General features: G+C 40.0%; 11 protein-coding genes. 2 read left to right on the forward strand and 9 right to left on the reverse strand.

All coding sequences use genetic code 11. The features are described 5' to 3' along the window. Positions 1-149 precede the first annotated feature (149 nt). On the forward strand, positions 150-593 hold the full coding sequence (fur, locus tag ABX891_RS10145) for a ferric iron uptake transcriptional regulator (RefSeq protein ID WP_002962922.1): 444 nt from the start codon (positions 150-152) through the stop codon (positions 591-593). Positions 594-704: 111 nt separating this feature from the next. Here fur and glnS read toward each other — a convergent pair whose 3' ends face one another. After that, entirely contained in the window at positions 705-2363 is a 1659-nt protein-coding gene (gene glnS, locus ABX891_RS10150) for a glutamine--tRNA ligase (protein ID WP_354629408.1), read from the reverse strand. A gap of 218 nt (positions 2364-2581) precedes the next feature. On the opposite strand from glnS, the gene ABX891_RS10155 reads away from it, so the two are divergent. Continuing rightward, positions 2582-3652, forward strand: coding sequence for a DUF3083 family protein (locus ABX891_RS10155; RefSeq protein WP_039487976.1), 1071 nt, complete (start codon positions 2582-2584; stop codon positions 3650-3652). A 58-nt stretch (positions 3653-3710) separates the two neighbouring features. Here the strand turns inward: ABX891_RS10155 and sucD are convergent, their stop codons facing one another. The 8 genes from sucD to sdhC all read right to left on the reverse strand — a co-directional run bounded on the left by sucD (position 3711) and on the right by sdhC (position 13574). Further along, on the reverse strand, positions 3711-4583 hold the full coding sequence (gene sucD, locus ABX891_RS10160; protein ID WP_002961811.1) for a succinate--CoA ligase subunit alpha: 873 nt from the start codon (positions 4581-4583) through the stop codon (positions 3711-3713). Further along, entirely contained in the window at positions 4583-5749 is a 1167-nt protein-coding gene (sucC, locus tag ABX891_RS10165) for an ADP-forming succinate--CoA ligase subunit beta (RefSeq protein WP_002961809.1), read from the reverse strand. The genes sucD and sucC overlap by 1 nt, the downstream gene beginning before the upstream one ends. A gap of 177 nt (positions 5750-5926) precedes the next feature. Further along, positions 5927-7444 (reverse strand): 2-oxoglutarate dehydrogenase complex dihydrolipoyllysine-residue succinyltransferase, encoded by a 1518-nt coding sequence (odhB, locus tag ABX891_RS10170; RefSeq protein ID WP_165723478.1) that lies wholly within the window; start codon positions 7442-7444, stop codon positions 5927-5929. A gap of 3 nt (positions 7445-7447) precedes the next feature. Next, entirely contained in the window at positions 7448-10267 is a 2820-nt protein-coding gene (gene sucA, locus ABX891_RS10175; RefSeq protein ID WP_309166150.1) for a 2-oxoglutarate dehydrogenase E1 component, read from the reverse strand. Between the two features lie 91 nt (positions 10268-10358). Next, complete coding sequence (locus tag ABX891_RS10180; RefSeq protein WP_002961804.1) at positions 10359-11075, reverse strand: succinate dehydrogenase iron-sulfur subunit; 717 nt, start codon at positions 11073-11075, stop codon at positions 10359-10361. 10 nt (positions 11076-11085) lie between these two features. Further along, positions 11086-12858 carry a succinate dehydrogenase flavoprotein subunit gene (gene sdhA / locus ABX891_RS10185; RefSeq protein ID WP_002961801.1) on the reverse strand — a complete coding sequence of 591 codons (1773 nt, stop codon included), beginning with the start codon at positions 12856-12858 and terminating at the stop codon, positions 11086-11088. Further along, a complete protein-coding gene (gene sdhD, locus ABX891_RS10190; protein WP_002961798.1) occupies positions 12859-13206 on the reverse strand; it encodes a succinate dehydrogenase, hydrophobic membrane anchor protein in 348 nt (115 codons plus the stop codon). Further along, positions 13197-13574, reverse strand: a complete 378-nt coding sequence (sdhC, locus tag ABX891_RS10195; RefSeq protein WP_122975019.1) for a succinate dehydrogenase, cytochrome b556 subunit — start codon at positions 13572-13574, stop codon at positions 13197-13199. Before sdhC ends, sdhD begins: the two co-directional genes overlap by 10 nt. Positions 13575-13948: the final 374 nt, after the last annotated feature.

Here is a 13948-nt window from a genome sequence, read left to right on the forward strand (position 1 = left end):
AAACAGTTAGCGTTTTAAGCTTTAGTGGCAATATATATCAATTGTTCTTTGCACTTAACGCTTAGGCACGTTATCCTGTTTGTTGCTAATGTGTCGTGTACATCCTTGCAAGATGTCTAGTATAACCAAATAAAATTGAGACAGATTTAATGACTGATCATAACTTGGAACTTAAAAAAGCCGGTTTAAAAGTAACTTTACCGCGTATTAAAATATTAGAGATTTTACAATCTCCAGATAACCAACACATCAGTGCTGAAGATGTTTACAAAATTCTTTTGGATCTAGGTGAAGAAATTGGTCTTGCAACTGTATACCGCGTACTTAACCAATTTGATGATGCGGGTATTGTAAGCCGTCATCACTTTGAAGGCGGAAAATCAGTATTTGAACTTTCTGGAAGCACTCACCACGATCATTTAGTATGCTTGAAATGTGGCAAAGTGGTAGAGTTTGAAGATGACATGATTGAGCGTCGTCAACTAGAAATTGCTGAAGAAAATGGTATTACTCTTACAAACCATTCTTTGTATTTATACGGTGAGTGTAATGATAAAGCAGCGTGTAAAGAATTTAGCGACGCTAACAGCTAATATCGCTTTTAAAAGCAATAAAAAAACCTGCTAAGTGCAGGTTTTTTTTGTGCCTAAAAGACGATAATATTGAATATACCCAGTAAATCCTGGGTATATTTTAAGTATTACTTATTGAGTTTTAGACCATGAATCGCGAAGACCCACTGTTTGATTAAATACAACGTTCTCTGATTTAGAATCACGAGAGAAATAACCCGTACGCTCAAACTGAAAGCTCTGCTCTGCTCGTGAATTAGCAAGCGATGGTTCTAATTTAGCATTAGGTAAAACAACCAGTGACTCTGGGTTTAGCGTAGTTTCAAATTCCTCTGCAGCTGCTGGATTTGGTACACTAAACAAACGGTCGTATAAACGAACTTCTGCACTAATAGACTCTGGTGCTGAAACCCAATGAATAACACCTTTTACTTTACGACCGTCACTTGGGTTTTTACCAAGTGTTTCGCTGTCGTAAGTACAGAAAATAGTTGTGATTTCGCCATTTCCGTCTTTTTCAACACGCTGCGCTTTAATAACATAAGCACCACGTAAGCGTACTTCTTTATCAAGTACTAAACGTTTGAATTTATTATTCGCTTCTTCTTTAAAGTCTTCTCGTTCAATATAGATTTCACGAGTAAATGGAACATCACGACGCCCCATTTCTTCTTTATTTGGGTGATTAGCCACTGATAAAGTTTCAACTTTATCTGCATCGTAATTTTCAATAACGATTTTAACAGGATCGAGTACAGCCATTGCACGTGGTGCATTTTCGTTTAAGTCTTCACGGATACAGGCTTCAAGCATGCCCATTTCAACCATATTCTCTTGTTTTGTTACACCAATACGCAAACAAAATTCACGAATTGAACCTGGTGTATAACCACGACGACGTAAACCTGCAATAGTAGGCATACGAGGGTCATCCCACCCTTCTACATAGTTATTTACTACTAAATCATTTAGCTTACGCTTTGACATAATAGTGTATTCAAGATTTAAGCGCGAAAACTCAATTTGCTGTGGGTGACACTCTAAACTAATGTTATCAAGTACCCAGTCGTATAAACGACGGTTATCTTGAAACTCTAATGTACATAATGAATGTGTAATACCTTCAAGCGCATCAGAAATACAGTGAGTGAAGTCATACATTGGGTAAATGCACCACTTGTCAGCTGTTTGATGATGATGAGCAAAACGTACACGGTAAATAATTGGATCGCGAAGCACCATAAATGAGCTTGCCATATCAATTTTAGCACGCAGTACACATTCACCTTCTTTGAATTCGCCAGCGCGCATTTTTTCAAATAACGCTAGATTTTCTTCAACTGAAGTATCTCTATAAGGACTGTTTTTACCTGGCTCTTTTAATGTACCGCGGTACTGTCTTGCTTCGTCTGCAGTTAAAAAACAAACGTACGCTAAGCCTTTTTCAATAAGCTCTACTGCGTAACCATATAAAGTATCAAAATAGTTAGAAGAATACTTTATGTCGCCATCCCAATTAAAGCCTAACCACTGTACATCCTCTTTAATAGAGTTAACATAGTTAATGTCTTCTTTTTCAGGGTTTGTATCGTCAAAACGTAGGTTACATAAACCGTTGTAGTCTTTTGCGATACCAAAATTCAAACAAATTGATTTGGCATGGCCAATATGTAAAAAACCATTTGGTTCAGGTGGAAAACGTGTATGCGTTGTCGCATGTTTGCCACTTGCTAAGTCTTCATCAATTCGGGTTCTAATAAAGTTACTTGGGCGATTCTCAATTTCCGCCATAGGAGTGTGATCCTCTAAATATTACGTAATAACAAAACTAATGCATTATTACAAAAACATACACTAACATACAGCAATAGATTAAGGTTTATTTTAGATATTGATTAACTTTAATCCACTTGTTCAATTGTTTATGAATAAAATTTGTTTAAACGCAACATTTAGGTCATCAAAGCCAATTATAGTAGCTAAATAACCTACTTTATAAGGATTCTAAGATGGCGACACTTAATCAACACCGTGTATATATTCCAACTAATGCACGCGCTAACCACTATTTATTGGCTGAAATAATACCTAATGAAGCATTTTATAATAGCTTTAGCACTATAAACTGTTGCTACGAGCGTATTGCGCGTCAATTATTTGCATGTTGTGATGAGTATGAACTGCATAATGTACATTTATTAGCAAACGATAAACTACCGGTTGTACGCTTTCATGATGAGTCATATCAACTAGAAACCGACAAGCAGATGTTGTTTTTTTATAATCCTCGTTATCACGAGGCACATAAAATTTATTACTCACCAGATATAAAAAGTAAGAAAATACGTTTCTTGTTTTTAGCCACGGGTGAAGACTTACGTGCAAACTCCGCTTTGTTTCACAATAGAGTGCAAAAAGTATTAAACTTACTCCAAGAACAGTTATTTATAAATCAGCCCCAATTTAAACTTCGCGATCACCAACATCTAACTTACGATTTATTTGCTAAAGATAAGGGAAATAAAGAGAGTTATGGATATAAACTCAGAAGCCTCTACCCTCGTTATCAATCAAGGCAATGTAATATTCCTAGTGACTATGCTGAAATGACTTACGCAACATTTACCATTGCGGTTTCTCGGGCCATCAAAACACAGTTTCAAACAATAGTGAACAATAACGATGTGGAAAAGTTTTATGATTACTTTGCAGATAGTTTTAAACGCGCATGTGAACAAAACAAACTAACACACGGTGCAATGGTAGCTAATGGCGCAATACCCATTGTCCGAAACAGTAAAATAGATAAAAATGAAGGTAATGCAGAGTTACAAAAGTTGAGCTTTGATGTTGAATCAAATGAAAATCAAATTAAATATTTTTATGAAGCAACAAAATTAGTAGAAACACTACATTTTGTTATTGTAGCAACGCAGCAGGATAAACATGAAATTGGTTATGGCCGCTTTATGAACCAAGTAGAGAAAACAATTCATGCATTATGTAACGAGCTGGCCATAAATAAACAACGACAAGATTTGTCTGTACGCTTTTTTCAGCATATTAGTTATCCGTTCTAAATTTACCTCAATAACAAAAAGGCCCGCATAAGCGGGCCTTTTCAAAGGAAACAAGCAATTACCAGCCTGTTTTCTCTTTAAGTGCTTTACCGATTTCAGCAAGTGAACGTACAGTTTTTACGCCCGCAGCTTCTAATGCAGCAAATTTCTCATCAGCAGTACCTTTACCGCCTGCGATGATTGCGCCAGCGTGACCCATACGCTTACCTTCTGGTGCAGTAACACCAGCAATGTAAGATACTACAGGTTTAGTTACGTTAGCTTTGATGTACTCTGCAGCTTCTTCTTCTGCAGTACCACCAATTTCACCAATCATTACGATTGCTTCAGTTTGTGGATCTTTTTCGAACATTTCTAGAACGTCGATAAAGTTAGTACCTGGGATTGGATCACCACCAATACCAACACACGTAGACTGACCAAAACCAGCATCAGTAGTTTGCTTAACCGCTTCGTACGTTAAAGTACCAGAGCGAGAAACAATACCTACTTTACCAGGTTTGTGGATGTGACCAGGCATGATACCAATCTTAGTCTCACCAGGAGTAATAACACCTGGACAGTTAGGACCGATCATACGAGTACCTGTTTGATCTAGTTTAACTTTAACGTCAACCATATCAAGCGTAGGGATACCTTCAGTGATACAAACAATCAGCTCGATGCCAGCATCGATAGCTTCTAAGATTGCATCTTTACAGAAAGGAGCTGGTACGTAGATAACTGAAGCAGTTGCGCCAGTTTCTTGAACAGCATCACGAACTGTGTTGAATACAGGAAGACCAAGGTGCGTTTGACCGCCTTTACCTGGGCTTACACCACCAACCATTTGTGTACCGTACTCAAGCGCTTGCTCTGAGTGGAAAGTACCTTGGCCACCAGTGAAACCTTGACAGATAACTTTTGTATCTTTATTGATTAATACAGACATTATTTGCCCTCCGCAGCAGCAACAACTTTCTCAGCAGCGTCTGTTAGTGATTCAGCAGCAATGATATCTAGACCTGAGTTCTTAAGAACTTCACGACCTAATTCAGCATTAGTACCTTCTAAACGTACAACTACAGGTACATTTACGCCAACTTCTTTAACTGCGCCAATGATACCTTCAGCAATCATGTCACAACGTACAATACCGCCAAAGATGTTTACTAAAACAGCTTTAACATTATCGTCAGAAAGGATGATTTTGAATGCTTCAGAAACACGTTCTTTAGTCGCGCCGCCGCCAACATCTAGGAAGTTAGCCGGTTTGCCGCCGTGTAGGTTTACGATGTCCATAGTACCCATTGCTAGGCCTGCACCGTTAACCATACAACCAACATTGCCATCTAGAGCAACGTAGTTAAGCTCGAAGCTTGCTGCGTGTGCTTCACGTGCATCTTCTTGAGATGGATCGTGGAACTCACGGATTTTAGGTTGACGGTAAAGTGCATTACCATCAATACCGATTTTTCCGTCAAGACAGTGAAGGTTACCTTCGTCTGTAATTACTAACGGGTTGATCTCAAGTAGTGCGAAATCAAAATCAGTAAACATGTTACCAAGACCCATAAAGATCTTAACAAACTGCTTCATTTGTACTGGGTTAAGACCCAATTTGAAGCCTAGTTCACGTGCTTGGTAAGCTTGAGGACCCACTAATGGATCAATTTCAGCTTTGTGGATAAGCTCTGGTGTTTCTTCTGCAACAGTTTCAATTTCAACGCCGCCTTCAGTAGACGCCATGAAAACTACTTTGCGAGATGCACGGTCAACTACTGCACCTAGGTACAATTCGTTAGCAATGTCAGTACAGCTTTCAACTAAAATTTTAGCTACTGGCTGGCCTTTCTCGTCTGTTTGGTAAGTAACTAGGTTTTTACCCAACCAGTTAGCTGCAAACGCTTTTACTTCGTCGATAGTTTTTACTAGCTTTACACCGCCAGCTTTACCACGTCCACCTGCGTGAACCTGAGTTTTAACAACCCACATATCACCGCCGATTTTTTCAGCAGCTGCTGCAGCTTCTTCAGGTGTATCGCAAGCGAAACCCTGAGAAACTGGTAAACCATATTCGGCAAAAAGTTGTTTTGCCTGATACTCATGCAAATTCATGATGCTTTATCCAATTTTTTATACTAAAAGAGCTGAATATTTTTTCAAATAAACAACTATCCCAAATTGCGCACCTAGTATAGATCCCAAGGCTTAACATGAAAACCCCAGTAAGACCAAAGGCGCAAAAAAAAAGCTGTGAATGTTCATTCACAGCTTACATTTCATACAACTAGATTAAACATCTAGCAATAAGCGAGTTGGATCTTCAAGTAACTCTTTAATAGTCACTAAGAAACCAACTGATTCTTTACCATCAATGATACGGTGGTCATAAGAAAGAGCTAAATACATCATAGGAAGTATTTCTACTTTACCATTTACAGCCATCGGACGGTCTTGGATTTTATGCATACCCAAAATTGAAGACTGTGGCAAGTTAATGATAGGTGTAGATAGTAATGAACCAAATACGCCGCCATTAGTAATAGTGAAATTACCACCGGTCATATCTGCAAGCGTTAGCTTACCATCACGACCTTTAAGTGCTAATTCACGAATACCCTTTTCGATTTCAGCAACAGATAGTTTGTCACAATCTTTAAGTACTGGAGTAACTAGACCACGTGGAGTAGATACTGCAATGCTGATATCAAAATAGTTATGGTAAACAATATCGTCACCATCAATTGATGCATTAACATCTGGGAAGCGTTTAAGTGCTTCAGTTACCGCTTTCACGTAGAAAGACATGAAACCTAAACGAATACCATGACGCTTTTCAAATACTTCTTGGTACTGCTTACGAAGGCTCATGATTGGTTCCATGTTCACTTCGTTGAATGTTGTTAACATTGCAGTTGAATTTTTAGCTTCAAGAAGACGTGTAGCAATCGTTTTACGTAGGCGAGTCATAGGAACACGTTTTTGAGTACGATCGCCCATCGGTGCTGCAGGAGCAGAAGCTTCTGCTTTTTTAGCCGCTGGCGCTGGTGCTTTTAAGAACGTATCAACGTCTTCTTTAGTTACACGGCCATTTTTACCCGTGCCGTTAATTTTAGAAGCGTCTAAGCCTTTCTCAGCAATTAAACGACGAACTGATGGTGTTAACACATCTGAACTTTCGCTAGAATCTGCCGCTGGCGTTTCGTCTGCTTTTGCAGCTGGAGCCGCTGGTGCACCGCCTGCTTTAACCGAACCAATTACTTGCTCGCCTAGTACAGTATCGCCTTCGTTGTGAATGATATCACCCATGATGCCATCTTCTTGAGCTACTACTTCAAGAACAACTTTATCTGTTTCAATATCTACCAAGTTTTGGTCGCGTGTTACTGCGTCACCTGGTTGTACATGCCATGTAGCAATTGTTGCGTCTGCAACTGATTCTGGAAGTACAGGTACTTTAATGTCCACTTCTTTACCTTCTGATGCTGGTGCTGATTGCGCCGCTGGCGCGTCATCTGATTTAGCTGGTGCTGATTCTTCTTTAGATGAACCTTCACTTGCTGGCGCTGCATCAGCATCACCAAGTAAACCCATAACTTGATCGCCAAGTACGGTTGCACCTTCTTCTTGTGATATTTCTGTAATTACACCGTCATGCTGTGCAACAACTTCTAAAACCACTTTATCTGTTTCAATGTCTACTAAGTTTTGATCGCGAGTTACTTTGTCGCCAACACTTACATGCCATGTAGCAACGGTAGCATCTGCAACCGACTCAGGAAGAACAGGAACTTTAATTTCTGTGCTCATTGCTTATCCTTTATTTTCTATAGTAAGCGCGTCGGCAACGAGCGCTTGTTGTTCTTTAGTATGTACTGACATGTAACCACACGCTGGTGATGCAGACGCTTTACGTCCTGCATATTTTAATTTAGCACCTTGTGGGATTGCATCAATAAAGTGATGTTGTGAACAGTACCATGCACCTTGGTTTTGTGGTTCTTCTTGACACCATACAAAATCAGTTACGTGTTGGTAACGTTCCATAATTGTTTGCATTTCGTCATGTGGGAACGGATATAACTGCTCAACACGAACAATAGCAATATTATCTTGCTCAAGCTTACGACGCTCTTGTAATAGTTCGTAATAAACTTTACCACTACAAAATACAACGCGTTCGACTTTCTCAGGGTTAATATCATCAACTTCGTCGATCATATTATGGAAAACACCATGCGATAGCTCTTCAAGCGATGAAGTTGCAAGAGGATGACGAAGCAACGACTTAGGCGTCATAACAATCAACGGACGACGTAGTGGTCGAACTGATTGACGACGAAGCATAGCGTAAACTTGTGCAGGAGTAGATGGAACACATACTTGCATGTTGTGATCAGCACATAGTTGTAGGAAACGCTCTAAACGAGCTGAACTATGTTCTGGACCTTGTCCTTCGTAGCCATGTGGTAACAAAATTGTAAGACCACATAAACGGCCCCATTTTTGCTCACCAGAACTTAGGAATTGGTCAAATACAACCTGTGCACCGTTGGCGAAATCACCAAACTGTGCTTCCCAAAGCACTAATGAAGTAGGCTCTGCAGTTGCATAACCGTATTCAAAAGCAACAACAGCTTCTTCAGATAAAACAGAATCAAATACTTCAAAAGTACCTTGATCTTCGCTTAAGTGCTGTAGAGGTGTATAAGTAGCGCCGTCTGATTGACTGTGAACAACAGCATGACGATGGAAGAATGTGCCACGCCCTGAATCCTGACCAGTTAAACGAATGTCAGTGCCTTCAGTTGCGATTGTTGCATAAGCAAGTGTTTCTGCCATCCCCCAATCTAGAGGTTTCTCACCAGAAGCCATTAATTTACGATCATCGTAAATCTTTTTAACGCGTGACTGTGCTTTATATTGCTCTGGGTAAGAAGCGATTTTCTCACCGAGTGCTTTGAGCTCTTCAACAGGTACGCTGGCATCGTAAGCAACATCCCATTCATGGCCAACATACTTTGCCCAATCTGAAGAATGCGATGTCTCTGGTTGAATTTCTGAAACAACACAGTTGCCTTCGTCTAATGCATTACGGTACTCATCAGCAAGTGCTTTTATTTCTTGTTCAGAAAAAGAGCCTTCAGCTATAAGTTGGTCTGCGTATATTAAACGTGGAACTGGGTGTTTTTTAATTTTTTGGTACATAACAGGCTGAGTTGCATTAGGCTCATCAGCTTCATTGTGACCATGGCGACGGTAACATACTAAATCGATTACTACGTCACGTTTAAACTGGTTTCTGAAATCAAGTGCAATTTGAGTAACAAATGCAACTGCTTCAGGGTCATCAGAGTTAACATGGAAGATAGGTGACTGAACCATTTTAGCAATGTCAGTACAGTAATCAGTAGAGCGTACATCGTCTTGTTTTGATGTAGTAAAACCAACTTGGTTATTTACAACAATACGAATACTACCACCACAACTAAACGCGTTAGTTTGTGATAAGTTAAACGTTTCTTGTACAACACCTTGGCCTGTAACCGCAGAATCACCATGAATTGTAATTGGTAAAGCTTTAATACCAGAACTGTCACCTAAGCGGTCAAGACGAGCACGTACTGAGCCCATAACAACTGGATTTACAATTTCAAGATGAGACGGGTTAAACGCAAGCGCCATATGAACATTGCCACCTTTAGTAGCAAAGTCAGATGAATAACCCATGTGGTATTTAACATCGCCAGAACTTAATGTTTCTTTATGTTTACCAGCAAACTCATCAAATAATTCTGATGGATTTTTACCAAGTACATTTACAAGAACATTTAAACGACCACGGTGAGCCATACCAATAACAGCTTCTTGTTGGCCGCTTTCACCAGCGCGGTGAATAAGCTCTTTTAACATTGGAACTAACGCATCGCCACCTTCAAGTGAGAAACGCTTAGCACCTGGGAACTTAGCCCCTAAATATTTTTCAAGTCCGTCAGCAGCAGTTAATCCTTTTAGGATACGCAGCTTTTCGTCTTTTTCGAATTTTGGCCTAGACTGGACAGATTCTAAACGCTGTTGTAACCAACGCTTTTCCTCTGTTGATGTGATGTGCATATACTCAGCGCCAATTGAACCACAATATGTAGTTTTTAGTGCTTGGTATAGTTCACCTAAAGGCATAGTATCGCGGCCTACGGCAAACGATCCTACGTTAAACTCGCGGTCAAAATCACTTGAAGATAAGTCGTGGTACTCTAGCTCTAAATCTCGTACACGCTCTCGTTGCCAAATACCTAATGGATCTAGGTTTGCATTTTGGTGTCCACGAAAACGGAAAGCATTAATAAGTTGTAGAACTTTAACCTGTTTAAGGTCACCGCCACTACCCTCTGCTACCACTACTTCTCTATGCTTGTTTTTTGCAAGCTGTGCAAACTGCGTTCGAACTTCTGAATGTTTTACTTCAACATCCACACCATCAACTTTAGGTAATTGTTCGAACACTTCTCGCCATTCATCTGGCACAGAAGTCGCATCGTCTAAATACGCTTCATAAAGCTCTTCTACATAAGCAACGTTGCCGCCGTTTAAATGTGAAGATTCTAGCCATGCCTTCATCACACCTTCGTGCATTTATAAGCCCTTTTCTTTAGCGCAGAAATTAATAGTTATCATAACAAGATGGCTAATAATCTATATTAGCCATCTTACGTTTACTAAGTAATCAAACCGCTCGGTTTAATAACATAGATTTGATTTGCCCAATTGCTTTAGTCGGGTTAAGACCCTTAGGACAAACGCTAACACAGTTCATGATACTGTGGCAACGGAACACACTGAACGCATCGTCTAAATCCGCTAAACGTTCTTCAGTTGCTGTATCTCGGCTATCAGCTAAGAAACGGTAAGCGTGAAGAAGGCCTGCTGGACCAATGAACTTGTCTGGATTCCACCAGAACGAAGGACACGATGTCGAACAACATGCACACAAAATACACTCATATAGCCCATCTAATTTATCACGTTCTTCAATAGATTGAAGACGCTCGCCTGCTGCAGGCTGATCATTAATTAAATAAGGTTTAACTTTTTCGTACTGAGTGTAGAACTGACTCATGTCAATAACAAGGTCACGAACCACAGGTAAGCCTGGTAACGGACGTACTACAATTTTACCTTTGCCATTTTTTTGTAGCGTAGATAAAGGAGTAATACATGCTAAACCATTTTTACCATTCATGTTAACACCATCAGATCCACACACACCTTCACGGCATGAACGACGAAAAGATAGTGTAGGATCTTGTTCTTTTAAAAGAATAAGTGCATCTAACACCATCATGTCGTGACCTTCCTCTGTTTGCAAGGTGTATTCTTGCATACGAGGAGCGTTGTCAACATCTGGATTATAACGATAAACTGAAAATTGTACTTGTGCCATCGTCTATCTCCTAGTAAACACGTGCTTTAGGTGGGAAAGCTTCACGCGTTTTAGGCGCATAGTTTACATCACGCTTACTCATTTCATCCGTTACAGGATTGAATACTGAGTGACATAACCAGTTTTCGTCATCACGATCTGGGTAATCAAAGCGAGAATGTGCACCACGGCTTTCTGTACGGAAGTTTGCAGCTACTGCAGTTGAGTAAGCTGTTTCCATTAAGTTATCTAGTTCAAGACATTCGATACGCTGCGTATTGAAGTCTGATGATTTATCATCAAGACGAGCATGTTGCAGACGTTCACGAATTTCTTTAAGTTCTTGAAGACCTGAAGCCATTGAATCGCCTTCACGGAATACCGAGAAGTTAAGCTGCATACATTGCTGTAGGTCTTTTTTGATTTGAACTGGATCTTCACCTTGGCCAGCCGTTGAATTTTCCCAACGGTTGTAACGTGCAAGAGACGCTTCTAAATCTGACTCTGAAGCCGCTTTTGATACTTCAACATCTTTAAGGTATTTACCTAAGAAGTTACCAGCTGCACGGCCAAATACAACTAAATCTAGTAATGAGTTACCACCTAGGCGGTTTGCACCGTGTACAGATACACATGCAATCTCACCAACAGCAAATAAACCTTCAACTACTTTTTCGTTGCCTTGAGCATCGATTTGTAGTGCTTGTCCATTTACGTTAGTAGGAACACCACCCATCATATAATGACAAGTAGGAATTACTGGAATTGGCTCTTTAGCTGGATCAACGTGAGCGAAAGTTTTAGCTAGGTCACATACGCCAGGAAGACGTAGGTTAAGCGTTTCCTCACCTAAATGGTCAAGTTTCAGCTTGATATGAGGACCCCAAGGACCATCACAACCACGACCTTCACGGATTTCAGTCATCATTGAACGCGCAACAACATCGCGAGACGCTAAGTCTTTTGCATTTGGTGCGTAACGTTCCATGAAGCGCTCGCCATCTTTATTTAAAAGATAACCGCCTTCACCACGACAACCTTCAGTTACTAGCGTACCAGCACCTGCAATACCCGTTGGGTGGAACTGCCACATTTCCATGTCTTGCATAGAAATACCAGCGCGTGTTGCCATACCAACACCGTCACCGGTGTTAATGTGAGCATTTGTTGTTGATGCGAATATGCGACCTGCACCACCAGTGGCTAATACAACTGCTTTAGATTTGAAGAAAGTGATTTCACCTGTTTCAATCTCAATTGCTGTACACCCTACTACATCGCCATTGTCGTTTTTAACTAAGTCAAGTGCATACCACTCAGAGAATACATTTGTTTTGTTTTTAACGTTTTGTTGATATAGAAGATGAAGTAAAGCATGACCAGTACGGTCAGCTGCAGCAGCAGTACGTGCGGCTTGTTCACCACCAAAGTTTTTCGATTGACCACCGAAAGGACGTTGGTAAACACGGCCATTTTCAAAACGAGAAAATGGTAGTCCCATGTTTTCTAATTCAGTAATAGCTTCTGGGCCAGTTTGACACATGTATTCAATAGCGTCTTGGTCGCCGATAAAATCGGATCCCTTAACGGTATCGTACATATGCCATTCCCAGTTGTCTTCGTGTGAATTACCAAGCGCTACTGTAATACCACCTTGAGCAGATACAGTGTGTGAGCGCGTTGGAAATACTTTAGATATTAATGCACACGTTTTGCCAGATTCTGTAATTGCTAAAGCAGCGCGCATACCAGCACCACCTGCACCAATTACTACGGCGTCAAATTCACGAACAGAATATTTCACTTAAACACCCCATAATACGATTAGACCAATAGCTACGTAAGCAACGGCCATTAGGTTTAAAACAAAACCTAAAACAGCACGCAACTTCGAACACTTAACATAGTCTGTAAGAACTTGCCAAAGGCCAATGCGGGTATGAACCATAATGCAAATAAGGGTAATTAAAGTAAAACCTTTCATTGCTAGGTTAGAGAAGAGGCCTGTCCAGGCTTCGAAAGTGACTTCTGGCGTCGCTAAAAAATAGCCGATAATAAAAATCGCGTACGCGCTGATTATTAATGCCGTGGTACGTAAAGATACGAAATCTTGTACACCATCACGTTTTAGAGTTGCTTGATTTAAAACCATATCCACACCCCTGCCAATACGGCAAACACAACACCAAGAGCCATTGATACTTTAGCGCTGAGATTACCTGATTCAAGTTCTTCCCAATGTCCCATATCCATAATCATATGACGGATGCCACCAATAAGGTGATAACCTAATACAGAAACAGTGCCCCAAGCTATAAATTTGGCAATGAATCCGTTAAACAGACCCTTGACGAATTCAAAACCTTCAGCTGAAGAGAGAGACTCAGACCAAGCCCAAATGACAAACGTTAAAGCAAAAAACAATGCAACACCGGTGACGCGGTGAAAAATTGAAGCTTTAGCCGTTGCCGGCATAGATATAGTTGTTAGATCTAGATTTACAGGTCTTTGCTTTTTCACAGTTACTTGCCCATCTTTGCTCACAGTGGAGCTCATCTACTTGTTTTTCTAAAAACCCACCAAATATTACTGATGGAACTATCAGAATAAACGTATCAAAATAGTTAAAGTTCACAAAACAGTAAATTTTAAGCTGTTAAGAATATGTTTACCCAAATACAATACGGTTTAAAACCACCGTTAGTATATATACCCACAGGACTTTTTACAATTCTTGTTTATTTAGAGATGTTTGCGAATTAGCCAATAGTATTATATTTAATTAATACCGAATATTTATTATACATATATGCATAATGTTTATAAAAATTGACTTTAACCCCCTCTTTCACGTTAAAATGCGAAGATGTGCTTAAAACAGATTTCAGAACTTT

The organism is Pseudoalteromonas sp. NCIMB 1079 (genome assembly GCF_040567695.1).
GTDB classification, from domain to species: Bacteria; Pseudomonadota; Gammaproteobacteria; order Enterobacterales; family Alteromonadaceae; genus Pseudoalteromonas; species Pseudoalteromonas distincta.

Coding starts and splice junctions, on each gene's coding strand:
- odhB (WP_165723478.1), bottom strand. CDS start 7,444: ATGAGCACAGAAATTAAAGTTCCTGTTCTTCCTGAGTCGGTTGCAGAT.
- sucD (WP_002961811.1), bottom strand. CDS start 4,583: ATGTCTGTATTAATCAATAAAGATACAAAAGTTATCTGTCAAGGTTTC.
- sucC (WP_002961809.1), bottom strand. CDS start 5,749: ATGAATTTGCATGAGTATCAGGCAAAACAACTTTTTGCCGAATATGGT.
- glnS (WP_354629408.1), bottom strand. CDS start 2,363: ATGGCGGAAATTGAGAATCGCCCAAGTAACTTTATTAGAACCCGAATT.
- sucA (WP_309166150.1), bottom strand. CDS start 10,267: ATGCACGAAGGTGTGATGAAGGCATGGCTAGAATCTTCACATTTAAAC.
- ABX891_RS10180 (WP_002961804.1), bottom strand. CDS start 11,075: ATGGCACAAGTACAATTTTCAGTTTATCGTTATAATCCAGATGTTGAC.
- fur (WP_002962922.1), top strand. CDS start 150: ATGACTGATCATAACTTGGAACTTAAAAAAGCCGGTTTAAAAGTAACT.
- sdhD (WP_002961798.1), bottom strand. CDS start 13,206: ATGGTTTTAAATCAAGCAACTCTAAAACGTGATGGTGTACAAGATTTC.
- ABX891_RS10155 (WP_039487976.1), top strand. CDS start 2,582: ATGGCGACACTTAATCAACACCGTGTATATATTCCAACTAATGCACGC.